At 48.3% G+C, this 25,806-nt stretch carries 22 protein-coding genes; 16 read left to right on the top strand and 6 right to left on the bottom strand.

Going from position 1 to position 25,806, the window contains the following annotated elements; genetic code table 11:
* The first annotated feature begins 611 nt into the window (after positions 1-611).
* From JW883_03200 to apgM, 3 genes are all read left to right on the top strand, one after another.
* Positions 612-1,466 carry a hypothetical protein gene (locus tag JW883_03200; GenBank protein ID MBN1841274.1) on the top strand — a complete coding sequence of 285 codons (855 nt, stop codon included), beginning with the start codon at positions 612-614 and terminating at the stop codon, positions 1,464-1,466.
* A gap of 146 nt (positions 1,467-1,612) precedes the next feature.
* Complete coding sequence (locus JW883_03195; GenBank protein ID MBN1841273.1) at positions 1,613-2,449, top strand: TIM barrel protein; 837 nt, start codon at positions 1,613-1,615, stop codon at positions 2,447-2,449.
* Between the two features lie 13 nt (positions 2,450-2,462).
* A complete protein-coding gene (gene apgM, locus JW883_03190; protein MBN1841272.1) occupies positions 2,463-3,773 on the top strand; it encodes a 2,3-bisphosphoglycerate-independent phosphoglycerate mutase in 1,311 nt (436 codons plus the stop codon).
* Between the two features lie 137 nt (positions 3,774-3,910).
* On the opposite strand, the gene JW883_03185 is transcribed toward apgM, so the two are convergent.
* From JW883_03185 to yedF, 5 genes are all read right to left on the bottom strand, one after another.
* Positions 3,911-4,111, bottom strand: coding sequence for a hypothetical protein (locus JW883_03185; GenBank protein MBN1841271.1), 201 nt, complete (start codon positions 4,109-4,111; stop codon positions 3,911-3,913).
* Between the two features lie 101 nt (positions 4,112-4,212).
* Positions 4,213-5,427, bottom strand: a complete 1,215-nt coding sequence (locus tag JW883_03180; GenBank protein MBN1841270.1) for a porin — start codon at positions 5,425-5,427, stop codon at positions 4,213-4,215.
* A 98-nt stretch (positions 5,428-5,525) separates the two neighbouring features.
* Entirely contained in the window at positions 5,526-6,143 is a 618-nt protein-coding gene (locus tag JW883_03175) for a 3-hydroxyacyl-ACP dehydratase (GenBank protein ID MBN1841269.1), read from the bottom strand.
* Positions 6,144-6,158: 15 nt separating this feature from the next.
* On the bottom strand, positions 6,159-6,551 hold the full coding sequence (locus JW883_03170; protein MBN1841268.1) for a 2-hydroxyacyl-CoA dehydratase: 393 nt from the start codon (positions 6,549-6,551) through the stop codon (positions 6,159-6,161).
* A 151-nt stretch (positions 6,552-6,702) separates the two neighbouring features.
* Positions 6,703-7,299, bottom strand: a complete 597-nt coding sequence (gene yedF, locus JW883_03165) for a sulfurtransferase-like selenium metabolism protein YedF (GenBank protein ID MBN1841267.1) — start codon at positions 7,297-7,299, stop codon at positions 6,703-6,705.
* 408 nt (positions 7,300-7,707) lie between these two features.
* On the opposite strand from yedF, the gene JW883_03160 reads away from it, so the two are divergent.
* The 4 genes from JW883_03160 to JW883_03145 are packed head-to-tail and all read left to right on the top strand — an operon-like array spanning position 7,708 to position 11,622.
* On the top strand, positions 7,708-8,652 hold the full coding sequence (locus JW883_03160) for a hypothetical protein (GenBank protein MBN1841266.1): 945 nt from the start codon (positions 7,708-7,710) through the stop codon (positions 8,650-8,652).
* Between the two features lie 14 nt (positions 8,653-8,666).
* The gene (locus tag JW883_03155) at positions 8,667-9,473 is read left to right on the top strand and encodes a hypothetical protein (GenBank protein ID MBN1841265.1); all 807 of its coding nucleotides are present in this window, start codon (positions 8,667-8,669) and stop codon (positions 9,471-9,473) included.
* Positions 9,474-9,485: 12 nt separating this feature from the next.
* Complete coding sequence (locus JW883_03150; GenBank protein MBN1841264.1) at positions 9,486-10,655, top strand: PilZ domain-containing protein; 1,170 nt, start codon at positions 9,486-9,488, stop codon at positions 10,653-10,655.
* A 43-nt stretch (positions 10,656-10,698) separates the two neighbouring features.
* Positions 10,699-11,622 (top strand): P-loop NTPase, encoded by a 924-nt coding sequence (locus tag JW883_03145; protein MBN1841263.1) that lies wholly within the window; start codon positions 10,699-10,701, stop codon positions 11,620-11,622.
* Between the two features lie 227 nt (positions 11,623-11,849).
* Here the strand turns inward: JW883_03145 and JW883_03140 are convergent, their stop codons facing one another.
* Positions 11,850-12,653, bottom strand: coding sequence for a response regulator (locus JW883_03140; protein MBN1841262.1), 804 nt, complete (start codon positions 12,651-12,653; stop codon positions 11,850-11,852).
* A gap of 816 nt (positions 12,654-13,469) precedes the next feature.
* Between JW883_03140 and JW883_03135 the strand changes: the two genes are divergently transcribed.
* From JW883_03135 to JW883_03095, 9 genes are all read left to right on the top strand, one after another.
* Positions 13,470-14,408, top strand: coding sequence for an ABC transporter substrate-binding protein (locus JW883_03135; GenBank protein ID MBN1841261.1), 939 nt, complete (start codon positions 13,470-13,472; stop codon positions 14,406-14,408).
* A gap of 1,120 nt (positions 14,409-15,528) precedes the next feature.
* Positions 15,529-16,371, top strand: coding sequence for an iron-sulfur cluster assembly scaffold protein (locus JW883_03130; GenBank protein MBN1841260.1), 843 nt, complete (start codon positions 15,529-15,531; stop codon positions 16,369-16,371).
* Positions 16,356-17,072, top strand: a complete 717-nt coding sequence (locus JW883_03125; protein MBN1841259.1) for a hypothetical protein — start codon at positions 16,356-16,358, stop codon at positions 17,070-17,072. Before JW883_03130 ends, JW883_03125 begins: the two co-directional genes overlap by 16 nt.
* 152 nt (positions 17,073-17,224) lie before the next feature.
* Positions 17,225-19,444, top strand: a complete 2,220-nt coding sequence (locus JW883_03120) for a PAS domain-containing protein (GenBank protein MBN1841258.1) — start codon at positions 17,225-17,227, stop codon at positions 19,442-19,444.
* Between the two features lie 28 nt (positions 19,445-19,472).
* Complete coding sequence (locus JW883_03115) at positions 19,473-20,408, top strand: carbohydrate kinase family protein (protein MBN1841257.1); 936 nt, start codon at positions 19,473-19,475, stop codon at positions 20,406-20,408.
* A gap of 185 nt (positions 20,409-20,593) precedes the next feature.
* Positions 20,594-21,085 carry a cytochrome C gene (locus JW883_03110; protein ID MBN1841256.1) on the top strand — a complete coding sequence of 164 codons (492 nt, stop codon included), beginning with the start codon at positions 20,594-20,596 and terminating at the stop codon, positions 21,083-21,085.
* A 318-nt stretch (positions 21,086-21,403) separates the two neighbouring features.
* Entirely contained in the window at positions 21,404-24,103 is a 2,700-nt protein-coding gene (locus JW883_03105; protein ID MBN1841255.1) for a response regulator, read from the top strand.
* 36 nt (positions 24,104-24,139) lie between these two features.
* Complete coding sequence (locus JW883_03100) at positions 24,140-24,523, top strand: response regulator (protein ID MBN1841254.1); 384 nt, start codon at positions 24,140-24,142, stop codon at positions 24,521-24,523.
* A complete protein-coding gene (locus JW883_03095; protein MBN1841253.1) occupies positions 24,524-25,591 on the top strand; it encodes a response regulator in 1,068 nt (355 codons plus the stop codon).
* The last annotated feature ends 215 nt before the right edge of the window (positions 25,592-25,806 follow it).

Genomic DNA, 25,806 nt, shown 5'->3' with positions numbered 1-25,806 from the left:
TCTTGAAGCAGGCATGGACGATTATATTCCAAAGCCGGTCAAAAGAGAGCTTGTGTTTGAGATGCTTGAGAAGTGGGTTCTTAACAAAGGAGCTTCCTGAGTTCTAGCCAGACCCCCGAATCGTGTGCACGCCATCCGAAGATAGAACGTCCCACATCTTGTGGGTCAATGGTAAGACCCAACAGCAGACCACAGTAAATAGTTCTGCAATCACACCGCATTCCAGAAAAAATATAGATTTCACCGGACTCAGCCAACAGGGTCAGGATTCTACCGATAAAGATTGCATCTGTAGATCCTCACCCAAAGAAACAATTCTCCCGCCACAGTGTTGTGTCATATCTCGAGGTTAATGCTGCTCCGCAACTGTTCTGAGAGGCACGAGTAGAAGCCTGATGGCAAGCTTTCCCGTCGATGCTCCAAAACGGCAGGTGATAAGAACGCTCAAAGCTCTGGGATTTCGCGTAGTCCGAGAGAAGGAGCACATTGCTCTGCAAAGGGCAATTCATTATCGAAATAAGCTATAGCAATAAATCGCATATTCCTATTGCAAGTCTGCCGATGTTACGTTATATGCCTACAATATCTTGGGAGCCTGAGGAAAAAGAGACATGTCCGATTTTGATTCACGGCTACGGGATCTCTACCTGAATAAGCCCGAATGTGTCATCGATCTTCCGCAATGGCTTCTTTCCTCAGAAAAGATTGAAGAATACAGGGCAATATCCCGTCTGGCCATCGTGGAGATAGCAGGCCGGGACAGTGTGGCTGCGGCAGTAAAAAGCGTTGAGGAAGAAGACTTTACCGACCTGCTTCCCACTTATGTCTATACTGGGACAGAGTATGGGCCGTGGGCCAGTGTGGAACAAGCCGTTGAGCGTCTGGCAAGGCGACTGCCCGAAATCAGAGTCCATAACCTGGTCGTCTTAGGCTCTCCCCGCTTCTGGCAGGCACTGAATGGGCGATTCATCAGTAAGTTAATCTCCAAATACGGGTTTTACACCCCCTGTGTCGGCTGCCATGTTTATCTTCACTGCATCCGTATCCCCCTTGCGCTCAAACTGGGCAGTGTGCCGATCATATCAGGGGAACGGGAGTGGCATGACAAATCGATTAAGATAAACCAGACTCGCGAAGCCTTGGATATGTATCAGGACATGACAAGGCGCTTTGGTGTTCGATTGCTGCTTCCTCTTCGCCATATCGCAGAGGGCGACCGGATTTCAGAAATCCTCGGATTCGAGTGGCAGGAAGGAAAGGAGCAGTTGGGCTGCGTTTTGTCGAAAAACTACTGGCTAGGCGACGGAAGGGTGCATGACACCAACCGACAGCTTCAAAGCTACATGGAGACCTTCGCCCGGCCCTGTGCCGAGAAGATCATGGAATCGTATGCGAAGGGGCATATTCCAAAACACCTGGAGATAGCCGCTCAGGTTCTGGGCTCCTGTAAAAAAGGCACGGTTTAAGCGGGTTCAGACATCTCATTCCTTCCATAGATATTTCCTGTTGTGTCTCTTTGCTTATCATAGATATTTCCTATTTGCTTTATTGTCCCATCCAATGTAATATTTTTAGAAAATTGGGAGTAAATCCTCATGGGACAAGCAGTGCCATGAAACCGAAACTGGCCATATGTAACTTTTTTTCAGACATTGAGACTCTACGTAGCTTTGCCCTGAGTCACGGTTTTTCTGGCATTGACTGGTCGTTTGACGCAGACGCACTTCCTGCCACGCCTGCAGAAGAGTCAAATTGGGTGCAGAGTCTATCGGCCCTTGACACGTTTGAGGTTCGTTATCATTGCCCCTTTCACCAGATAGACCTGGGCCACGACGACCCCAAGGAGGCAAAAAAGGCTGAAGGCATTTTCCATCGCATCATCCGTCTTGTTTCTAAGGTGCAGGGAAAATATTTGACGATTCACATCGGTCTCGGCCATGATTCGACTGAACCCCTTTCATGGGAAGCGACCATAGAGAACCTGCGACGTCTGGTTCAATACGGTGCAGAGCGCAGAGTGAGAATTTGCCTGGAAAACCTGACCTGGGGGTGGACCAGCAAGCCGCATCTTTTTGAGAAGCTGGTCCGCGGAAGCGGAGCGGCGGTCACTTTTGACATCGGTCACGCCCATGCATGCGAATCGGTCCGGAGTCACTACTATACTGCTGAAGATTTTGTCACACCTCATTCCGATCGCGTCTTGAACGCTCACGTATATCATACAGAGATTTCCGGTGTCGGACACTTGCCGCCGGACCGGCTGGAAGACATTGAAGACCGTCTCAACATCCTGCGGGATATTGGTTGCGATTGGTGGGTTCTTGAAGTTAGAAAAACTGACGGGTTATTGCAAACCCTAAAGGTTGTAGACGAATATTTGACACAACCGGAATATCCCGCCAAATTCAGCAGTCAGGGGCCCTTACCAAGCCTCACATCCCACGGCTGAGTCATAAAACGGAATGAAAATCATCCTTGTTCTTCTAGACGGTCTTGGTGATCGATCATATAAGGTTCTCAATCACCAAACCCCCCTTCAAGCTGCTTCCACCCCAAATCTGGACCGGTTGGCTCTTTTGGGAGGCAACGGCCTTTTTCATGCAGCATTGCCCGGACAATGTCTGCCAAGCGAAACAGCCCATTATCTGCTCTTTGGATATGATCTGGAGACTTTCCCTGGCCGAGGGCTTCTCGAGGCAGTGGGCGAGGGCATAGCCTTTGATGACAGAGATGTTCTTTGCCTGGCCCACCTCTCGGGTGTAACCTGGAAAAACAGCGTGCCGATTCTTTCCCAAGGTCGTGATGAAATTGAAGGGGATGCAGAAGAGATAGGGCAGCTATTGGCAGCCATCACACCCTATGAAGCCCATGGTATCAGTTTCAAACTACATCAGACTCGCCGCAACGATGCTATTATTGTCCTGAGCGGCCAGGTCTCGCCTTATGTATCTGATTCTGATCCCATTGTTGTTGGCCGGCCAATGGCCCGTATTTACTCTCTTTCAGGCAATCCGGAGCCGGATCAGGCTGCGCGGACGGCAAAAGCATTGAACGAGTACCTGTCTTACTCTCATAGGGTTTTGACAAACCACGATCTAAACCGGATACGTCAGGCCGGAAATCTCTTTCCCGCAAACTTCCTGGCCACGCAACGTTGTGGGCGCCGCATTGTGCAGGAACCCTTTGATCAGCGTTGGGGCCTGAGCGGCATGCTGATCGCCTCACCTTCGGTATACGGAGGTCTGGCTCATGAGTTGGGCCTTACGTTTGTCCGCGTCAAGGACGGCAAGGATCCCGGTCAAGACCTCAGAGAGCGCATACGTTTGGGCCTTTCCGACCCTTCCCATGATTTTATTCATGTCCATACCAAGGCGCCGGATGAGGCCGCCCATAAAGGAGACCCAAAGGGCAAGGAAGCTGCTATCAGCGCCCTGGATTGGGGCTTGGATGAACTAGTAAAAGCAGCCGAAAGCAGGGATGACTTGCTGGTTGTGGTTACCGCAGACCATTCGACCCCAAGCATATCTACTTTGATCCACTCTGGCGAGCCCGTACCCGTGGCCATGGTGGGTCCCACTGTACGCCGCGATGATGTTACATCCTTTGACGAGGTGAGTGCAGCAAGGGGCTGCCTTGGGTTTTTAAGGGGGCAGGAGTTGATGCTGACGATTTTGAACCACGCGAATCGCTCATGCCTTCTCGGCCACCAACTGGGAAGCCGCAAGAGGCCTTACGTCACGTCCACCTTCGAACCATTCAAGCTGATAGATTGAGTTTCCCCAAGCGACATTGCCAGTGGGAGCTACGGTTGCCGCAGTTCGTACATGCACGCAGATCGCGCTAGGGAAATACCTGTTTGTTCGTGAACGAGAGTTTTATGCGACAAGGCTTTGAGGAAGGGAGTCCTTTATCAAGTGAAAGGGCACGGAAGTTCGCTGACACAAAAAACGTGTCTCTTGCCGCAAAAAGGACAGTCTAAAGTAAGTTGGACCTTTGCATCCCAAATCTTGTCGCCGCTCTCACCTGTCTTGACTCCTTTGTCTTCAATGACTTCAAAGTCATCGGTTTCAAAGGCCTTGTTGTTTTCAGGACAAACAAAAACAAGTTTCATGCAGATCTGAAATCCTACCGCTACCCACATCTCCCCCATTTTTTGGGAAGAGGGGAGTTATGGGTAACGACTCAGCCAGGGAGTTCCGGGATTGGCACTAACTAGAATCCGACAGTAATCTGAAAAGTGAAGATGTCCCTGTCCACTCTTGTAGCAGTTTCTTTATCTTGGTCAATGTGCATGTAATCTGCCGTTAGCTTGGCGTTGTGGCCTTTCAGATAATAGTTAAGCCCACCACTCCAGAAGTCGGTCTTATAATCTATACTGTCATTCCTTGTATCAACATCCACTGTTTCATACCGCACGTACGGCTGTAACCGGCCAGGGCCTATTGAACCAGGCAGGAGATATCCAGCGTTAATGTACCAGTTCTTGGCATCGTCCCCTGCCGACAGGGCCGTGTAGGCCGACGGCTGATTCTGGGTACAATTGTCGATATCGATATAAGCGGCCTCTGCAGTCACCGCACCCTCTCCCACGGGGTAGTCGAAGAAGCCGTCAACGGTCCAGACGAAATTGTCCTGGTCCACGACGTCCTTCAACGTAAGATCTTTTTGGCTGTCCATGCCGAGGCCGAAGCTCAAGACCTTTTTCTTCCCAAGGTACGTCCCCTTGTTGAACCAGCCCTTCTCAGGATCCAGCAAGCTCAATGACACCCTGCCTACGAAGCGCAGGTCGTCATCAGGATTATCGCTTACTACAGTGCCTGATGATGTCGTTTGTCCTTCGACCCCCTCAGAAACCATCAGGCGGTATTGGAGGAGCCCGTCCAAGGGATTGCCCCATATAGTCAGGCTGTCATCTCGACCCACCTTCTGAGCATAGAAGATACCACCCCGCGAGCCTCCCTGTAGAAAAGGGAGATCCATCGTCAACATGCACTTTGTCGACGTTGTGCCATAGTTGCGGGTCAGTGGCACATACATTCGTCCCATTTGAACCTTGAAGCTCTCATGGAGATTCAATGCAATCCACAGATCTCGCCAGGCAACACCGCTCCCCAGTCCAAGCGAAGGTCTATCCAATCCCTCTTGGCCGATTTTATCTGAAGCAATATGGGTGAAAAAGCCAACATGCTCTGTTACCTGACCCTTCAGATACATATAGGCGCGACGTAGAATGAAATCGTTCAAATCTTCGTTACTGCCACTCTTGCCATCCTCAACGTGCTGAAACCAAGTCTGCATCCAGATGCCGACCTCTCCTTTTGTCTGTTCATCGATTTCCATCTTGATTCCGGCCCAAGAAGGGTTCACCATTCCACAAACACAGAATAACACAATCATCACTTTGGCTAATACCGCTACTTTCTTCATGCTCATTCCTCCTGTCCCTAAAATGTGTCTCAACTAGAAAATGAGTGACATCTGAGTAAAAAGTTCAGATTAAATCACCATCACCCCCTTTATTGTGGTCAGAAAACCGTTAATAGCGTTACAGAGACCCTTTTGAGCATGCCAGCAGCTCGGCGCACCACAGACCTGTGCAAACCCATGGCAATGTCTTGACGGTCTTCCCCTTTGGCAAGAAGAGAAGTCACCTCGGATTCCGCAAACACGGTGCACATGTTGCTCATCTGGATATCCTTTTTGGCCTTAAGGGCGTCTGGGCCAAACTCATCCAGTGTATAGCCGAGGGTATTCGCCATGATTTCGAGAAACTTGCCGGTTCCTGCGGCACACCGGTCGTTCATCTCGAATTTGGCTACTCTGTCTCCATCATTAACGGCAATGGCCTTGGAATCCTGGCCCCCGATGTCGAGTATTGTGCGAACGCCAGGGAACAGAGCTCGAGCCCCCACGGCATAGGCCTTAATCTCCGTAACCGTTGGCGCATCAAAGGAAAGCTCAAAGAGGTGGCGGCCGTAACCCGTGGCCATGATCCGGTCGAAGCCAACCCCCTCCAGAAGCGCCTTGGCCCAGGTCATGGGGTCAACGCCAGAATCCGCCTGCTTGCTGACAACAATCCCTCTTTTGTTCAAAACTACCAGTTCAATGGATCGGGAACCGATGTCGATGCCGGCAAGTCGCATCCGAAAAGTGCTCCCCTATTTCACCATTTCGATAAAGGCTTCCACCCTGGTCTTGAGCTGCCCCACATCCTCCAGGCTGTAATCGGTCTCAATACGAAGCGTGGGGATATTCTTGGCCTCAAGGGCCTTTTCCACAGGCATGGATTCCATGAGATAGGGTTGGCAGAATTGTAGACAATAATGAATGACACCGTCGGCTTGATATTGCTCAAACATCTCAAGAATATGGTCAAGGCGATCGGGGTTGGGCGTGAAGATGGCACAATCCACCTTGAAATAACGATTCACAATCACCTCCATGAGTTCATCCACAGAGCTTCCGGAGTTGTCAGTCAAGTTGCGCGTGCCCCGTTCTCCCACGCAGGATTCCTCCCCCACGATGCACTCATACTCTTCTCCATATAAAATCCCTTCGCGATTTTATACAACGCGGCTTCGCAGCTCAGAATATGGCATTACTCCGTCACTCCATTACTCCAACACTCCGTGAACGGTTACCGTGTATCACTGTGGTCGGTGGGCGTTGCCCAACCTACACAAAGGTAATTGGCCAGATACGTCACACGCTGATCACCTTGTCGGCAAGCTGGAAGCTTGTAACAATATCAAGCATATTCGTGGTCTCGCCCACCCTCTTTTGCTCCAGCAGGTTGAAATGCGTCAGGCAGGTGCCGCATACAAGAACGCTCACGCCCTGGGCCTCCAGTTGTTGTATGGCAGGCAAGGTCTCGGCCCCCTCAATCGTCAGTTTGACTCCACTATTGAGGAAAACCAATCTCCACAGGGCATCTCCCATTTCGTTGAGGGTGTTGATAAAATTTAGAATGAGCCCTGAACCCAGCACATCATCTCCGGAGCCCATGGTGTCCTTTGGAATCAACACCAGGGTCTTTTCGTCCGATTTAGCTAAATCCTCTTCAATGGATTCGCTGCCGCTTTCCTCAGACTTGACAGCCTCGATCTCAAAATCATTGCCCTTCTGCTGAAGAGAGGCGCTGAAACCCTGGCTTTCGCAAAAACGGACAACATTTTGCGCCGAGGCGGCATTGTCCACAATTACAGAAAATTCCAAAAGATGTTGATTCGATTCAATAAAATGCTTGGTCCTGAGCACCGGCTGGGGACAGGCCAACCCCTGGCAATTCAGTGTTTCCATACGACCTTTCCTCTCAATAGTTGAACTGAGGCGCTTGCGATGGCGGTTTTCGGCGACAGACTCGACATCACTTTTCTCAATAATTATCGATGACTTCTTTACAGGTGTCAAATAGGTAATATTGATTTAATATGGTAGCAGTTATTGCATCTTTCAATGTGTCTTTGGGGTGCCGACCGGGCAGACAAAGGACTACGCGCTGAAATCGTTGGCAAAGCGTTCAAGCTGTGGTATGAATCTTGTATGTAATAATATTTGCCCTTGATCTTAGTTTGTTAACAGATCCAATGACTCTTTCAGCCGTCCGGCTGCGGGCCGTAGCCTTCGGGCTCTCCGCCATAGGCTATGGCCGACGGCGGCTGGCGAAGTCGGCGACCTGGCCCAAAAGACCAGGTTTCCTGAACTGAAATGAATGATAACACAAAGGTAAGGCTGACAATCGTTGGTTTTGTGGTTTTGTGGCTGCTGCAGGTTGGGTGGGCGGACGCTGCCGAACTAAGGTATATTAGGATTGGCGAACACAAGACCTTTACGAGAATCGTATTTGAATTTCGGGGCTCTGTTGTCTTCAAGGAACCTGTGATCAAAGGCAGGGGGAGATTCTCCGTGGTTTTTGTTGACACAACGACGGCACTGCCCGAACAGATATTGAGTGAGACGACCAAACGGGTTGATGCCATAGAATTCGTTCAGCAGGGATCTCGCTTGGCAGCCAATATTGCTCTTTCCTTTCCCTATTTCAAGATCAAGGCTTTCACACTTCCCAATCCCGACCGTGTTGTTTTGGACGTAAACCGGTTGAGCTCACCGCCTGATGGCGTTGTGTTCGAGGAATCTTTATCTAAATCTTTATCCAAGGAGCCCCCTGCAAAGACACTGGCGCCAACAGGGGAGGGAAAACCGGAGGCTGAGCATCGGGAGCCTCTTGTAAAAAAGGCGGGCAAAGATTTGGAACCAGAACCGACTGTGGTTGCGAGCAAACCAACGCAGGAGGACACTCAAGAACCTTCAGCAAAGCCTTCTCAAGATATCGCAAAACAATCGCCTGCTCTACCCAAAGTGCCTCCACCAACTCCAGTGGCAGAGAAGGCAAGCCCCGTGGCAGTCCCACAGGATGAGTCGCCGTCACGCCCTTCCAAGTATAGCCATTTGCAAGTGTACCTTCTGGCCGCGTTAATTGTTTTGTCACTTGTTATTATCTCGTTGCTGAGTTTTATCCTGTTACAGAAAAGGCGCGCAGTCGATTCAGACCATTTTGAAGAAGATTCGGAACCACTTTCCACAGCGGAGGATAGCATGGCTGCTATTGATGAGAAGATTGAAAAAGAGCTAAAGAAGTTTGATCAATCCTGACACCTGAGGTCCACATGGCAAAGAAACCCCCTTCAGCCGACGCTCCCATAGCAGAGGAAGATCTTGCCCTTGAAGAGCTTGTGGCAGCGGAAAGTCCGGCAGTAGAGAACGGTTCTTCAGCTGACGATGCTGATGCGGAGCAAGCCCTTGCTCTTGAGGAGCTCGTGAGTGCCCAGACTCCTGCAACCGAGGAGGCTGAAATACAAGAACTTCCTTCAGCCGGCGCTCCCATGGCAGAGCAAGACCTTGCCCTTGAAGAGCTTGTGGCAGTGGAAACCGTTGATGCGGACAAACCTGCGGCAGAAAAAGGCGCTTCAGTTGATGATGCCGAGGAAGAGAAAGCTCTCGCTCTCGAGGAGCTCACGCAGGTCGAAACCCAAGCGCCCGGACAGTCAGAAACAGAAGAACCCTCTGCAGTGGACGCTCCCGAGGCAGAGGAGGTCATCGCGCTTGAAGATCTCGTGGCCCCAGAAACTCCCCCTGCCGAAAAACCCGTAGCAAAGAAAGCCCGAGCGAAAAAAGTCACTACAGATCTGGGTGTCGGACTTTCGGACGGTGAGAAGGATGACCTCGAAAAGCTCATAACAGGACTTAAACAGGAAAATTCCGTATCTGCACCTGGGGTTGCACTCAAAGATATTCAGAAGCAAGTTAAGTCCATGAGCAAACAGCTTGCTCAGCTCAGTAAAATGGTATTGAAATATGACAGCAAGATGAAGGCGTGTTACGAAATCATGCGTCTTTACCATCGAAAGAGCGAGATAATGAATAAGCGTATTGACACGATAGTGGAATCTACTAAGGGTGGGAAAAAGCACTGAGGAGAATGAGCGTTGGGCGACCGGTTTGAGACACAGGGTAGCATTGTTCAGCGGATTATTGACGGGTCCGTGACGATCGATTCCATTGGAGAATTTGAAAACGTTACCAAGATCTTCCCCGATGATCCTGGGATCTATCGGGCCTTTGCAGACTTGCTGGCCCAAAAGAAGTCTATTGATGCCGCCGTCAATGCCTACAGGAAGGCCACCCGGCTCTTTATCGATTTGGGCATGATGCTGCAGGCTATTGTGTCAAAGATCCTGGAGTGGCGTATCGTTCAGCCCTCCCATCAGGAAGGTCGGGCCTTCTATTCAGACCTTCGCAGAGCGGAAGTCCAAGAGGGCTCCTTAGAGAATTTTCTAACCCGAATGGCCTATCCTGAGATCGTTGCCTTTATGGTCAACATGGTGCGAGTCCGCCTGCCTGCTGGGAAGATCGTCAAAAAATCTGGGGACCCGGAAAATGATATCTATTTTGTCGTGTGCGGGTCCTTGAAAGAGACAACCTTTCGGGCATTGGCAGAAGGAAAATGGGGGGCTGAAAAATCGACCGCCGATCTGGTGGAAAACGATTTCTTCGGTGACGTTTACCCCTTTGATCAACAAGCAGTATCTCAATCAGATGTTGAGACGATTACTCGCGTTGAGTTGGTCAAGATTTCAAAAGAAAGGCTGAGAAGGGTCTGCAACAAGTATCCCAATGTTGAACTTCTGGTAAAGGGTCTTTATGGGACTCGTTCGGAATCACGGGAAAAAGAGCCCCCCAGAACCGTACGAAAGACGGTCAGACATAAACTGCCAACAAAAGTGAGACTGAAAATTTTTCCGCAAGAGCCTGACAAAAGCCCTTTGGTTGTGGATGGGATCACCGAGGATATCTCCTCAGGTGGGGCCTGTCTTGTTTTGGGCGCGAAGTACCGAACTGGACATCCTGCAGGATTGTTGGGAAAAAACGTCAAGGTCGAGATGAATTTGCCCAAGGCAGTTGCCAATCTCAATATCTTGGGCACGGTTGTCTGGAGTAAAGAGGTGCCTCAGGAAGGGGAAACGAGTATTGTAGTGGGCGTCCAGTTCAAGGAGATGAGCGATGATAACCGGGCGGCGCTGGATGATTACTGTTTTGGAAGTGAGGGGGAGCAGAATCTGATCTGGAGCCTATGGGAGTCCTATATGAAGCACTAGGAGGTTCTCCGAGGGTTTTTGCGGCTAAACTGAAAGGTATCAAGTGAGAGGAAAACAGAAAGCCAAACGCAAATCAGCTCCGAAGTTGTGGGCCGTTGGTGGAGGAAAGGGCGGAGCGGGCAAGAGCGTCATATCCACCCTTATGGCCTTTTGGTTGTCTCGGATGGACAAACGCACCGTCCTTGTGGACACCGATCTGGGTGGGGCGAATCTTCACACCCTTTTGGGGATCAAGAACCCCACTCGCACACTGAACGATTTTGTCACGAGGAAATATGCTTCACTGGAAGATATTTGTGTCAACACAGAGGCGGAAAACCTTCGGCTAATCAGCGGAGCAGGAGGAATTCTCTCTCTGGCAAACCCCCAGTTTGTCCAGAAAGTGAAGATCGTGCAGGGCTTGTTCAGGCTGGATGCAGACTATGTTGTACTTGATCTTGGAGGTGGGTCTTCTTTTAATGTCCTGGACTTTTTTCTTGTTTCCCACCAGAAAATTGCTGTTTTGACTCCTCAACCCACATCGATCCAGAATGCCTACGCATTTGTTCGAAATGCGGTTTACAGGAGGCTAAGCCAACTTTCACGCCGGGAGCCATCTGTTCAGGCCCTTGTCAAGACTGCCATGAATCCAAAGAATGAGCTCAAGGTGCGAACAATCAAAGAGCTCTTTCAGGTGGTTCAGGACTCCGACGGCACGGGTGTCGTAGAGGGCCTGCAAGAAGAGATTGAGAAAATCCGGCCGGCAGTCATTGCCAATATGATCAGGACCCCCAAAGACAAGAACGCCAGTCGTATCATACGACTTGTTGCTGAAAAGTACCTAATGGTACACCCAAGCGATCCCGGAAGCGTGGTCTATGATGAACAGATAGACAAGTCGGTCTCTGACATGGTCCCCCTGACCAAGCTGGATCAGTCGAGTGAGGCCGTTGCCTGCGTATATGAAATCGTAATGAAGCTGATGTAAGGGCTCGCGCAAGAATAAATTCGCAGAGTTGGCGCTCAGATTTGGTTCAGATTTGGCCGATCCGATTGAGCAAAACCGCAGGAATAGCTAGCTATTTCGAGGAGTTTGCGAATGAGGCATCGGTCAAAGATGGGCTGAAGCTGAGATGCCAAAATGTGAAGTTATTTTTGCGCGAGCCCTAAGCGTGAAGAACGTGGGAGGTATTGTTGGCATGGCCAGAGGCAATATCACATGAGAGGTATCGTGTCTTTGAAAGTATTGAAGCAAAAACGAATGACCTCTTGATTTCTCCTGGTCAAATCGACAAACTTAAACCCTATCCCCCTGTCCCTAACATTTACAACCTTAGCTCTTACCTTTACAGGTTCATACTCGGTTGGAACTTTCATCACCAGATGAATGGTCTGTCCTATCGTAAAAGAAGAGGGTTGTTTGTGTTCGACAAATACGCCTCCCATGCTGATGTCTGTAACCCGGCTGACTCCCTTGACACCCTCTACTCTAACCGGACAGTGGAATTCAAGCCGTGGATATCGTCTCTTGTCCTCACTAACTTCCGCCATCCTCCTCCGGAAATCTATCCACGATTTTTTCGCGCTCCCCGGTTCTTTTTGGCCGATGTCAGCTTCATACGCCTTGTCTGTTGCATCGTCTCCAAGAAGCGCCTTTAGTCTCGCCACAATGTCAGGTAGTTGGAAGGGCTTTGTAACGTATTGATCAGCGCCTGCAGCCAAGCCTTTTTCGATATCCTCTTGCGATGTTTTACTCGAACAGATGATTATCCTAATGTGTTTTGTGTCGTCATAGGCCTTTAGGGTTCGAATTAGCTGCAATGCATCCAGCCGAGGCTGAGGCATTACCATTTCTGTAATGATCAGGTCAGGCAATAGATCTCCCTGGCCCTTGTGCAATGTGTCCACACCGTCAGACGACGTCTCGACCTCATAACCCTCTTTCTCCAGAGCATCCTTCAGCGATTCGCGGCTCGCCGGGGCGCCGTCAATGACTAGGATTCTCTTTTGTCTTTTCACTGTCTCTCCGGAAGTAAATGAACTGTGTCTTGTAAAATCCCACCGCGGCCCTGAGGGATGCCGTTCAGCAGCGCTTCGCCCGGCGGGAAGCCGGACGTGAGAAAACGCCTAATTAATTTACTACCAAATAGAGAACCTGTCAACAGCACCGGATGCGTGCCTGTCAATATAACGTCAAAGTAAGCCTTAACGTAATGTTTTACAATGAAAATTCTCTCATTTCCATTTTCTGAGGAGTTACCATTCCTCTAAGCAAAGTAAGTTCTCAAAAAGTCCTGGTAATTCCGTGAAAGTGTGATTTCGGCACAGTAATCCGCCTCAGTTATTGCCATTTGGCACAAATATAGGCGGACCGCAATGATTCACCCTGTTAGATCGGCTCCGCCGTCTCAAATAGCGAGAATTTAACGGGGCGGAGATGAATCCCGCCACGGCGGGAGGGAGATGGACTTTTTGCGAAGCCGTCAAATTTGTGACAATGCGTCAAAGTCGCAAGCTCCAAAACCATCGCATATTTTTTTAGCATAGGGCAACTTGCTGTAATCACATGATATATTGCCTGAGGATACGCTTGGCACGAGACCTGCAAATTCATATTATGTTTTTCTGTGTCTTGATCAAGGTCAATGGGTTAAGAAGTGATGGAGTACTCCAATACTCCTAAACGCAAAACCCTAAAGTACGAAGACACGAAATTTTTCTGGAAATCCTTTCCTCGTGCTTTCGTCGTAGTGTTTTTTAGTTCCGGCTTCTCCGGGTTGGGAGTTACATGGAAAGGAATTCGAATATTGCAGGCTAAAGCCAGGGAGGTAAGATATGGCAGATAAACCAGCCATCAAAGTTGGACATCTCAAGATAACAGATCATCTCATTCTGGGTGTGACCGATCTGAAAATAAAAAAGGGAAAGGAAGCGCTCAATTACTGTTCCTTGGAGACTGTTATCAAGACTGGGTGGATGGAAGTGGCAGACGCCCTGGCAGACGCGAGCCTTGAAGGAGCTTTTATTCTGGCCCCGACAGCCATGGATCTGGTTAAGGCCGGCGTGGAGATCAAGTTGATCCTCTTCACACACAAGGCCGGCAGCGTTCTCGTCAAGAGCAAGACGGCCAACATCGAAAAGATTGAAGACTTTGCGGGAAAATTTGTTCTCATCCCCTATCAGTTGTCGGTCCATAATATGCTTTTCCACAGACTCCTTACCGAAAAAGGCCTGAAGCCGGGAAGAAGCGGCGAACCCGGAGTTGATGTCTTTCTGGAGGTGATGGCGCCGATGATGATGCCGGATGCCCTTAAAAATGATGAAGACGGAGAAATCGCGGGTTTCATTGTTGCCGAACCGATTGGGTCTCAGGCCATAGCCGCTGGGTACGGAGAGGAATTCTACCTTTCCAAGGACCTCTGGCCGAACCACCCTTGCTGTGTATTTGTTGTCAGGGATGAAATCGTAGGCAAGCATCCCGATGCCGTCCAGGAGTTGACCAATAGTCTGGTGAAGTCCGGAATAGCCATTGACGCCAAACCCTCAGCCGCCGCCGTGATCGGCGCAAGCTTTCTTGGTCAGGACAAAGCGGTTGTGGAGCGTGTTCTCACCGAGCCAAAGGATCGTATCACCACCGGAGAACTATTCCCGGTTATAGAGGATCTTGCGAAGATTCAGGATTACATGTTTGACGAGATGAACATCATGAAGAGCAAGATCGATCTGGAGAAATTTGTCGACACCCAGTTTGCCAAAGAGGCAGGGGCAAAATAGAGGTCTTCCGCGGGGTCCACACTCCTGACAGATAGAAGGTGGTTGTCATGAGTGTAGACTCGATCCCGCAATTTAACCGCTCCAATTATTATCCACTACCGCACGAACTTCCGTAACTGCACGATGTCCCGCACGAACATCCTGAAGGTAGATTCGCAGAGATCTTAAACCCGGCTCCCATGGGCGTGTCAATGTAGTCCACGTTGACAGGTTTTACCTGCTGAAACAACTGAATATTTATAACGTAGGTAATACCGTTATCATTGAAAGTTTCATCATCTTCTTGAGGCCCGTCCAGAGCCATGCCCAAAGAAGGGCCGCCTCACCCGCCATGATTCAACATGATTCTGATGGAGGGGGCCTCTTCCTTGTCCCTAAAAAAATCCTTTATGATTGCACTTGCGTTTTCGGTAACTTGAAACATCTCGTCCTCCCTGACTTAGGGTTTATTCAACAGCCCCATTAATCTATGCATTAAAGACTGTTTGTCAACTAGCTGGAAGGCGTGGGGAGATACAATCTGCACACCTCTTCATTCTTTGCTTCTTGTGCCTTTTGTATTCCTTCAAATCAAGGCCTTCTTCAATAGCTGCTAGACACCTGTGACACAAGATACAGAAATTCAAATCGTTGCCGGTTTCGGCGTTAACCTCCTTTCCGCACAATTGACATCTCTTAGATGTGCCAAATGTCTTGCCGCACTCTATGCATTTTCTCATTTTGTCCCTGGAACCCTTTCAAGCAGAATCTGAAGCGACACGTCTGCGCAAGAACCTCTGAGTCCTCTTGAAACATATCAGAGTACCTGACGGAAGGTCAAGACAGCAATTACAACCCAGAACAGTTGCTCTTATTGCTCTTGTTCAAGAATTGGTTGCGAAACACTTGCAATTCATGTAAATGGACTACAACATATCGACAAATGTAGGGTACTGGTTGGTCCGTTAGTCAGAAAATTCCGTTTTTTCTGGCAGAGAATATTTGGGATACACCGTTTTTCGATACTAACGAACAATTGAGGGATTGAGGAATTAGGAATACGCGGTACCATTTAATTCCTAAATTCCCTAATTCGCAATTCTTCAATTCCGGTCTATCCGGGTTAGGTGGGAGGAGACAGATGTTCATCATTGAATTTAACGAAAATATTTCTTTTGGTCAAATACCCGATGAGGCCGGGATAACAGATCTGGCCCGAAGCGGAGTCAAGACAGTGGTTGATTTGAGAACCGATGAAGAAAGCAGCGGATCCAACGAACCAGTACTGACCCGGAATGCAGGGCTCAGATATATTCATCTTCCTGTGACACGGGACGGATTGTCAGAAGAGAAACTAAGCATGTTCTATGAGACTGTTTTCGATGAAGGCAAATACCCCGTGTACATCCACGGACAAAGGGGCATAAGGCCGGTTGCCTTGCTGCTGACTATTTCGGCCTTAAATGAAGGCAAAACCGTGCTCGAGGTTGTCGAAGATGCCAAGAAACTGAAGACCCCTGCAAAACATGCGCCGGAACTTGTGAAGTTCGTGGAGGGCTTTTTTCGCGGTCGCAAGGGACACGATGCCCATGAGGCCATTGCCATGGAAGTGATCGATCGATGGCTCAGGCCGAAAAACCGGGGCGCCATTGCGGATGCGGACGGCTCCGCCAAGGTCAAAGGGCCGTGTGGAGACACCATTGAAATATACCTCAAGATAGAAAATGGACGCATTGCACAGGCCCGCTACGTGGCCGATGGGTGTCCAAATAGCGTTGCTTGCGCTTCTGTAGGCGCTGAACTTGCCGAAGGCAAATTATTGAGTGAAGCCTATGACTTGAGCCACGAAGATATCATCCGTTGGTTAAGGGGCCTGCCAACAGAGGAACAGCATTGCGCCAAGCTGACCATAACATCGTTGCGCGAAGCCATTGACCAGTACTTCAAGACGACAAAGCGCCCGCCAGCATGGTCACCCAAATAGAAAACATCTTGTTTGTGTGCACGGGAAACATCTGTCGAAGTCCCTTTGCTGAAGGCCTGTCCAAAAAGCTCCTGGGCGAAAAAGGCCTTGAAGGCATTGCGGTCGGTTCTGCAGGTTTGTCTGCCCTTCCGGGCAATTCTGCCACCTCTTTGGCTCAACGGGTTGCTGCTGAGTATGACGTTGATCTTTCTCGCCATTCGGCCAAATCCGTATCCGAAAAGATTCTGACTTCGTCTGACCTTGTCCTGGTTATGGAACGATCCCACGAAAAAGATCTTTTGGCATCCTTTCCTGATGCAGCCGGCAGGGTCTTGTTGCTCAGGCATTTTGGTCGACATGGTTCCAGACGGCGGGGTATTGCCGATCCATACGGGCTCCAATACGAGGCATATCGCTTCTGCTTTCTCGATATCCAGGATGCAGTTTCAGGACTGGTGGGATATCTGTCTGGGAGCGCAAAGACCTTTGAACGGATTCTGGTTAGCTGCTACGAGGGATACAAAACCAACGAATCTCCCCGGTCTTTTGAATGGGCGGGCCAGACCTATAAAATCATGAAGATCGTTGACCGTTGGTATGATGCGAACCTGGACGAAAGATCAGAGGTCTTGGATTATTTCAAGGTCCGGGCTGACGATGAGTCCACGTACATCATACGATACAATCGACTCTTTGATAGTTGGGCGATAATGCTTCGTTAGTGCACATTTTCGCAGATCCCATTAGCATTGGCACTACAAAATGGCATGAATCGAGCAGGATGCAGCAAGGAGAAACTGCTCGACAATATGGCTGCCCTGTTTTACAATTTCTATCAGCATAAAGGGACTGGAAATGCACCCGGGAGCCGCTATTGAACCTAAGCCGCCTGCACAATATTAGCCTTAAGTGGAAGCTTGTCATTCCATTCCTTTTCCTCGCCTTTACGGGAGCTACGGCTCTTTTTGTGGTTTCCTATCGTTTTCAGGCTGACCTTATTCACCTAAACGAAGAAAAACGCCTGAGAAATAACTACCAGTATTTTCTGAACGAAATTGACTTTAGGACGAATATGGCCATGAGTCTTGCCTACCTGGTATCCACGAATCCCGATGTAGCCGAAGCCTTTGCCAAAAGGGACCGGAATCGATTGATAGAGCTTCTGCATCCTGCTTTCAAGATATTGCACGAGGACTTTGCCATTAAGATATTTCACTTTCATGTGCCGCCCGCCACCTCTTTCCTCCGCCTCCATGCTCTGGATCGATACGGAGAAGAGATGGAGGCTTACAGACAAACGATCAATAAGGCGAGAGAAACCGGCACTGGTGTCGGAGGCCTGGAGTGGGGGGTTTTCGGTTTCGGCATACGAAGTGTGGTCCCGGTTTTTTATGAAGGCAATCAGATCGGGACCGTGGAGTTCGGGCTTTCTTGTGAGGAGCCGCTGCTTCAAGAATTCAAGAAACACTTCGGCTCAGATTTGACCATCTATGTGCAAGAGCAACCTGTTTCAAACAAACCAAAGGCTCTTGCCTCAACCATGACCAGGGGCCTTCTTCCATTTGAACTCTTCAGTCACGTTTTCAATACTGGAGATGTGGTATTCCACACTGGCAAATGGAACGGCAGGAATGTTGCCATTATCGCAGGGCCGGTTCGTGACTTCTCATCCAAGATCGTTGCGGTGGTGGAGATTACCGTGGATCGAACTCCCACACTGGCCCTTCTTAAGCGATATGGCACGATTGCCGTAATCATCGGCCTTATAGGTCTTGTCTTCTCCATATCCTTTGTCTGGCTCATATCACTGTTTTTTACAAAGCGCATTGAAAAGGTTGTGGACGCCGCAGAGGAAATCGCGGCCGGGCAGCGTGATGCCAAAATCGCAGTCAAGAGCGCTGATGAACTGGGAATCATGGCTCGCGCCATCAATGATATGTTAACCTCGTTAGAAGAATCACGGCGAACAATCAAGGATTATGCCGAAAATCTTGAGTTGATGGTGGAAGAGCGGACCCGTACCCTCAAGGAATCCGAACAGACATACAGAACCCTGGTTGAAAACGTGCCCCTTATTGTTTATTTCGTCTTGGCCGATGGAACAACCATGTTCTTAAACAGGTTTGTTGAAGAGACCATCGGCGTGGGGCCACAGGACTTGGGCGGTCATCACGAAATATGGGCCGATTACATCCACCCACACGACAGGGCCCGCGTCGTTGCCCATTTTGATGAATGTTTGAGGGAGGGCAAGGAGTTCCGAGTTGAATACAGAATGGTTCACAAAGACGGCCATATTGTCTACGTCGTTGACTATGCTGTTCCCGTATTCGACGATGAGAATGAGCTGATAAGGATGGACGGCATCATCATGGATGTTACGGCACGTAAAGAACTCCAGGAAAAGATCGTGCAGACCGAAGAACTCGAAACCCTGAGCGCGGTTTCGGCCCGTCTGGCCCATGAGATCCGGAACCCCCTGACTTCTATAGGCGGACTGACCAGACGTTTGCTCAAATCCTACGAACCATCAGATCCAAGAAGGAAAAAGGGCGAGTTGATCGTAGAAGAAGTCAAGAGACTTGAAAAAATATTGAAGATGATCACAGCCTACATTGAACCCAAATCGATTCAATTGCGGGCCTGTCGCATCAATCAAGTTGTGAGCAATGCTGTTGAAAGGATAAAGGCTGAATTTCCAAAAGAAGATTTCTCCGTGAATTTGGACATGGATGACAGCCTTCCCATGATAAAGCTCGACTGTGATCTGTTTGAAAAAGTCCTGATCAATCTTCTGGAAAACGCCTTCTATCGAATGCAGGGAAAGGGTGAAGTTCAAGTAGCTACAGGAAAAAACGGCGGATATGCGACAGTGAACCTGGCTTACAGGGTTGGTTATATTTCAGATGATGACATCGAGCAGTTTTTCTATCCCTTTGTGGTAGACTATCCCTTCCCAAAAGGCGTTTCGGGTGAAAACATCATGGATCTGCCCATTTGCACGGTGCTTATCCACAAGCACGGGGGAATTATCAATGTGAACAAAGAAGACGACAATCTGTTGAGAATCACTGTATCTCTTCCTCTCGAGTAGGTCAGAAAACCGCAAAAGGAGTCTTCATATGCAGATATTTGTCTCCGGATCGTTGGCCTATGACCGCATTATGGACTTTCCGGGAAGGTTTGCGGATCACATCTTGCCCGATAAAATCCATGTCCTCAATGTCTGTTTTACTGTTAACGACCTGAAGGAAAAATTCGGCGGCACAGCCGGCAACATCGCATACAGCCTGGCGTTGCTGGGAGAGCGGCCCCTGATTTTGGCCACAGCCGGCAAGGACTTTGACAGATATGAAGCCTGGCTGCTAAAGCATGAGATTTCCTTGCAACCAATCCGGAGGATTACAGAGGAATTCACTGCCGGGGCCTATATCACCACGGATCAGGCCGACAATCAAATCACCGGGTTTAACCCAGGGGCGATGAAATACCCTTCCCTGTTCAGATTTGACGGTGTAAACCCTCAGAAGGCGCTGGCCATTGTGGCCGCCGGAAACATTGAAGACATGATCACATACACCGCCACATGCAAAGAAAAAAAAATCGCCTATATCTTCGATCCCGGCCAGTCCATCACGGCCTTGTCAGGAGATCAATTGGCAGACATGCTCACGGGCTCCAGCCTCTTGATCTCCAACGACTACGAGTTGGAGATGACTATGCGGGCCACGGGGCTGGAAAAAACCCAACTTCTTCAACGCACTGGGGCCGTCATTACGACCCTTGGTGAAGACGGTTCTCTTCTTTGCACACCCGATGAGGAAGTCAAAATCCCTGCTGCCCCCGTTTCTAGAGTACTGGATCCCACGGGGGCGGGAGATGCCTATCGGGCAGGCCTGATCAAGGGGCTTGTTATGGGAAAAAGCCTTCCGGACGCTGCCCACATGGGTGCAACCTGCGCCAGTTACGCCGTGGAATGCTATGGTACCCAGGATCACAGTTTCTCTGAGGAAGAGTTCCGGGTTCGTTATAAAGAAAACTCTGGATTAGTGATGTAGCTCAAGAAACTTCCCTGCACTTTCAGCTTTGAGCTTTCAGCTCCCATGATCTTACCGCTTCAAACCGACTGCTTCAGCACAAATTGTATTGATGGGGCATTTTTGTCGAAAATTATTGAAATTTTTCACGCAAACAAGAAAAAATATGATAAATCTGAATGGAATCTCAATCGGAGGTTATACCGATGGTCGATTTTTCAAAATCTTCAACCAAGTATATATTATCTGCCTTTATCACCATCTTTCTTGTTTCTATAAACCTGTCTTTCAGCCTTGCCGAAACCAAAGGGATACCCAAATATATCGGCTCATTGGCATGTAAGACCTGTCATGAGAAGGAATATAAAAGCTTTGTGACCCATGCAAAAAAGAGCACATCTTTTAAGAGCATTGAGAGGGTTAAGAAAGAGCTGACGGAAGAGGAGATTCAAGGTTGCTATTACTGCCATACGACCGGCTATGGCAAACCGGGTGGTTTCGTAAGTCTGGAAAAGACGCCCCATTTGAAAAATGCTGGCTGTGAGGTATGTCATGGTCCTGGGGAGTTTCATGTAAAGGAAAAGGATCCCTCCTTTATAAAGAGGCGTTTGACCGCAGAAGACTGTGAGGTCTGTCACACCTCGGAAAGGGTGAGGGCCTTCAGATACAAACCCTTGATTCACGGGGGCGCGCATTAGTACGTTGGTCATAGAATTCGTGTTTTTTCTGGCAGAACATTTTTTGCTATATACGGCAAGCCTTTTGTATTACAGAATAAATCCGAATATCGAATTTCGAAATCCGTGATGTTCTCAAGGCGTCAGCCGCAAACAAATTCAAAACTCGAATTTCGAAATGTTCAAAACACTGCAGTTTTCCCTGGAATATGATTTCTTACGTTTCGGTCATTTGAACCTTAGAGATTTGGTCATTGTTTCGAATTTCAATATTCGGATTTCGTATTTTTCGCATTGTCCGGGTTAGGGGCTGAAGGTAACAGAAATTAGGAGATAGGGATGACTGGTTTTCTGAAAAAGCGTCTGGCTAACAAGCTACTGGTTGCAATACTAATCACTATAGTTCTGATTATGGGAATCGAAATCATTGTACGAATCTACTTCGGGACCAGAGACAGGCTAGAGCTGATGAACATGGTAGCTCGGGACATGGCCTCCTCGACCTATGCAGGGATAAAGTATCCCATGGCGGTAGGAAACGCTGAGGGTATTAAAAGAGAATTATTAGATATCAGGGAAACGGCTAAAGATATTGAGGTATTTATCTGTAATTTCGATCAGGAGATAATCTATTCCACTCATAAGGATAAGGTAGAAACCAGGATAGCAGCTTCCATTCATAACGAGGCCGCTCTCCAGAGCTTAGACGAGATTTTGAAGACCGGAATTGAACCAGAGAGTCCGTTTGAGGATGAGGTCTCAGGGGAAAGGTATTTGGTTCATTTCTATCCTATTTTAAATGCAAAGGAGTGCCATCACTGCCACGGCTCTTCCAGAAAGGTCATCGGTAGTATGGCAATAAGGATAAGCGCTGAAAGGGTTTATGAGACTGTTGGCGCCCAGCGAAACCGAACTTTGATATTAATTTTCTTTGGCATACCTATCACAATCATCATAATTTATCTCGTAGTGAACAAATTTATAAGACGTCCCGTGGAGAATTTGGCTGAGAAGGCACACAGGTTTGCAGAGGGAGATATGTCCGTTCCCATAGATATAAAGACAGAGGATGAAATTGGAGTCCTCAGCCAGACCTTCAACTATATGGTCGAAAGCGTCTCCTCCGCCAGTAGAAAATTAGAGGAAGAGATCAAGAGAAAGACTGCCTTATTAGATGAAAGGACCCGGCTTATGACACTTTTGGAAAGGGCTAACAGGCAGCTCAGGGAGCTGGATAAACTAAAATCGACTTTCCTGGCCAATATGTCTCATGAACTCCGCACGCCCATGAACGCTATCATCGGTTATGCAGACCTGTTAGTAGACGGGGTTGATGGCCCTATTAATGAAGAACAGGAAAAGAGCCTCCAGAGGATCGCTTCTAATTCGAAATATCTCCTGCAACTGATAAATGACATCCTCGATATATCCAAGATAGAGTCAGGGAAAATAAAACTAGAAGCAAAGGAGCTCGACCTGAAATGGCTCATCGAGTCTGTCATTCCTACCTTTGAACCTCTCATAAAAGAAAAGGGCCTCACCCTTACTGATCATCTTTATGAGGGTCTACGTTTAGTCTATGGGGATGAGGATATGATTAAACAGATTCTCATAAACCTCTTATCCAATGCCATCAAGTTCACCGATAAGGGAGGGGTCACCATAACGGCCAGACCCTCTGAACGGGGTATTAAACCTGGAGAGTCACCTATATTTGCAGAAGTCTGCGTGGAAGACACAGGAACAGGGATAAAGGAAGAGGATCTCGGCACGATCTTTGACAAGTTCGTCCAGGTAGACCTTACTACTGTTCGTCAGTATGAAGGCACCGGCCTCGGCCTCAGTATTGCCAGGGGATTAGTGGCATTGCACAAAGGTATGATATGGGCAACAAGCAATTGTGGAGAGGGTAGTAAATTCTCTTTTACCATTCCTTTACACAAAGAAATACTCGAAAAGCACGGAGAGCCTGTAATGGAACCAAGGGTGGCCGAAGCCCTGGCTGATTATTTTCAAAAACCCGTTGAGACCTTCTTAAAGGAGCCACAATATGCCGGCAAGCCAATTAGATGCTGGGAATATGTCCGTTGTGGGCAGCCCATGTGTCCTGCATACGGAATTAAGGAAAGCAGATGCTGGTTAGTCCTCGGAACTCATTGTGCGGGCATGAAGATAGCCGCTTATCCGGAAAAGGTAGATTTCTGCAAGGGCTGTGAGCTCATAGAAGGCCTTGTTCTCAAGGCACAAGAAGAATATGGGCTGGTGGAAGCTGAAGCACTCAAACGGGAAGAAGTTGCTAAAAAGACTGTATTGGCTATAGATGATAATCCGGAGGGCACTTGTATTATTAGGAAATACCTCGGAGAGGAATACAGAGTAGTTGGCCTTATCTCTGGTGAAAAGGCGGTGGAGAAGGCAAAGGAGGTCAACCCCTTGGCCATTACCTTAGACATTCTGATGCCAAGAAAGGATGGATGGGAGGTCCTGCAGGAGCTAAAAGAGACCCCGGAAACCCAGGATATCCCCGTAATAATACTTTCCATCGTGGATGACAAGAGATTGGGCTTCAGCCTTGGCGCTACAGAATATATTGTAAAACCAGTAGAAAAACAGACTCTATTAAAAAAATTAAGAAACCTGGAAAAGTTGGGCAAGATTAAACGAGTGTTAGTCGTCGATAATGACCCAGAGACGGTAAGATTGATCGGTAATGTGCTTAAAGAAGCAGAATATCAGGTAACAACGGCTTATAATAATAAGGATGCCATTAAATCCATACAGGATTTTAGACCCGACCTTATCGTCTTGAACCTGACAATGCCAGAGGTAAGTGGTTTTGATGTGATTGAATACCTCAAGACAGAAGAAGGCGTAAAGGATATTCCCCTTATCGTCCTTACCCGCAAGGATTTAACTAAAAAAGAGATAGATGACCTGAACCACAGGATCCAGGCGATATTAAACAAGGGAGTGCTTACTAAAGAAGACCTTTTGAAAGAACTCAAGGATACTGTTAATAGGGTCAGCAAAGTCCGATGAGTAAAGGAAGGGAAGATGGAAGAGTTAAAAAGTGGCTTGCCAAAGAAGATACTGATCGTTGACGACAATCAGGATAGTCGGGAACTGGTAGTGAAGATACTTAAGACCAGGGGTTATCATACGATTGAGGCTGTTGATGGAGAGGAGGCGTTAGAAAAAGCAGTGGCAGAAAGACCAGACCTGATCCTGATGGATCGCTCGCTTCCCAAGATAGATGGTTATGCGGTGACCAAGAGGCTTAAGGACCAGAAGGAGTTTAAAAATATCCCTATCGTGGCCTTAACTGCCCATGCAATGAGGGGAGACAGAGAAAAGGCCCTTGAGGCGGGTTGTGAAGGATATATCTCAAAGCCTATTAATGTCCGTGAATTACCCGAACTGATAATGTCTTATCTCAGCGGCAAGATGGAGAGCATCTAGGTGGAGAAAAAAAGTAGAATATTGATTGTAGATGACGCCGTGGACGCGGTGGAACTTCTGAAAAAGAGGCTTCGCTTTGAAGGATATGACACAGCAGAGGCATACGATGGTGAAGAGGCTCTTAAACATGTCGCTGAATACAACCCTGACTTAATTATCCTCGATGTCATGATGCCGAAATTAGATGGCTATGAAGTGTGCCAGAGGCTTAAGTCAAATGAAAATACAAAATATATTCCCATCCTTATGCTTACTGCAAAAAGCGAGATAGAGGATAAGGTTAAGGGCCTCGATATAGGAGCTGATCATTATTTGGCCAAGCCCTTCAATTACAAAGAACTTTCTGCAAGGGTCAGGTCATTAGTCGCCGTAAAGGCAGCAAGAGAAAAATTGGTGGAAGAGGAAAAATCAAAAGCATTGGAACGAATGATGGAAGAGGTAGAACATGAGATAAGAAATCCCCTCACCTCTATCGGGGGTTTTGCACGCAGGGTTTATAATAGGCTCCCTCAAGGTGACCCTAACAAAAAGTATATGGAGATGATCATAAATGATGTAGCCAGATTGGAAGATATGATAAAAGAACTTCTTGAGTTAGAAACCACAGCGATATCTTATAGGGAGCTCACAAATATCAATGATGTGATTATGGAAGCCCTAAAATCATTTGAACAGGAACTTGAAGATAGAGGCATAGAGGCAAGAACTGAGTTAGGGGATAATCTTCCCCTTATCTCTATAGATCAAGAACAGATGAAAATGGCTCTCGCCAATCTTGTTGAAAATTCCATCGAGGCCATGCAAGACAAGCTCAAGATACTGAAAATTACCAGTCGTATTAGCGATGGACGCATGGAGATACAAGTCTCTGATACCGGAAAGGGTATCCCGAAGGATAAAATCAAAAATATCTTCGACCCATTTTTTACCTCAAAGACACGCGGACCTGGGGTCGGCCTAACTTTCACACTAAAGATAATTCAGGAATACAGGGGAACTGTTTCTGTGGAGAGTGAACCCGGAAAGGGAACCATCTTTACGATAAGACTGCCCTTGAAAAGAGCCTGAGTTTCAGAGGCTTATCCATCACATTACTTCAACGCCCCCGCCCTCCTCTTCACTCTTCAGAGCCGAGCAGCCAGGGCTCCGTCAAAGTTACCTTTTGCCCTACCATGAAAATCCCCCTAAAGTCCCCCTTTAACCCTACAACGACGTTTACCACTCCGTCATTCCGGCCCGTCGAGAGCCTCAGGGTCGAACGACGAAAGCCGGAATCCAGTCAG

Source organism: Deltaproteobacteria bacterium, from assembly GCA_016930875.1.
In the GTDB taxonomy this organism is placed as follows: Bacteria; Desulfobacterota; Desulfobacteria; order Desulfobacterales.
This window is presented reverse-complemented; position numbering and strand designations above follow the sequence as displayed.

What these genes read in the sequence shown, in the direction of transcription:
- JW883_03200 (MBN1841274.1), top strand. Translation starts at nt 612, where the DNA reads ATGTCCGATTTTGATTCACGGCTACGGGATCTCTACCTGAATAAGCCC.
- JW883_03195 (MBN1841273.1), top strand. Translation starts at nt 1,613, where the DNA reads ATGAAACCGAAACTGGCCATATGTAACTTTTTTTCAGACATTGAGACT.
- apgM (MBN1841272.1), top strand. Translation starts at nt 2,463, where the DNA reads ATGAAAATCATCCTTGTTCTTCTAGACGGTCTTGGTGATCGATCATAT.
- JW883_03185 (MBN1841271.1), bottom strand. Translation starts at nt 4,111, where the DNA reads ATGAAACTTGTTTTTGTTTGTCCTGAAAACAACAAGGCCTTTGAAACC.
- JW883_03180 (MBN1841270.1), bottom strand. Translation starts at nt 5,427, where the DNA reads ATGAAGAAAGTAGCGGTATTAGCCAAAGTGATGATTGTGTTATTCTGT.
- JW883_03175 (MBN1841269.1), bottom strand. Translation starts at nt 6,143, where the DNA reads ATGCGACTTGCCGGCATCGACATCGGTTCCCGATCCATTGAACTGGTA.
- yedF (MBN1841267.1), bottom strand. Translation starts at nt 7,299, where the DNA reads ATGGAAACACTGAATTGCCAGGGGTTGGCCTGTCCCCAGCCGGTGCTC.
- JW883_03160 (MBN1841266.1), top strand. Translation starts at nt 7,708, where the DNA reads ATGAATGATAACACAAAGGTAAGGCTGACAATCGTTGGTTTTGTGGTT.
- JW883_03155 (MBN1841265.1), top strand. Translation starts at nt 8,667, where the DNA reads ATGGCAAAGAAACCCCCTTCAGCCGACGCTCCCATAGCAGAGGAAGAT.
- JW883_03135 (MBN1841261.1), top strand. Translation starts at nt 13,470, where the DNA reads ATGGCAGATAAACCAGCCATCAAAGTTGGACATCTCAAGATAACAGAT.
- JW883_03130 (MBN1841260.1), top strand. Translation starts at nt 15,529, where the DNA reads ATGTTCATCATTGAATTTAACGAAAATATTTCTTTTGGTCAAATACCC.
- JW883_03125 (MBN1841259.1), top strand. Translation starts at nt 16,356, where the DNA reads ATGGTCACCCAAATAGAAAACATCTTGTTTGTGTGCACGGGAAACATC.
- JW883_03115 (MBN1841257.1), top strand. Translation starts at nt 19,473, where the DNA reads ATGCAGATATTTGTCTCCGGATCGTTGGCCTATGACCGCATTATGGAC.
- JW883_03110 (MBN1841256.1), top strand. Translation starts at nt 20,594, where the DNA reads ATGGTCGATTTTTCAAAATCTTCAACCAAGTATATATTATCTGCCTTT.
- JW883_03105 (MBN1841255.1), top strand. Translation starts at nt 21,404, where the DNA reads ATGACTGGTTTTCTGAAAAAGCGTCTGGCTAACAAGCTACTGGTTGCA.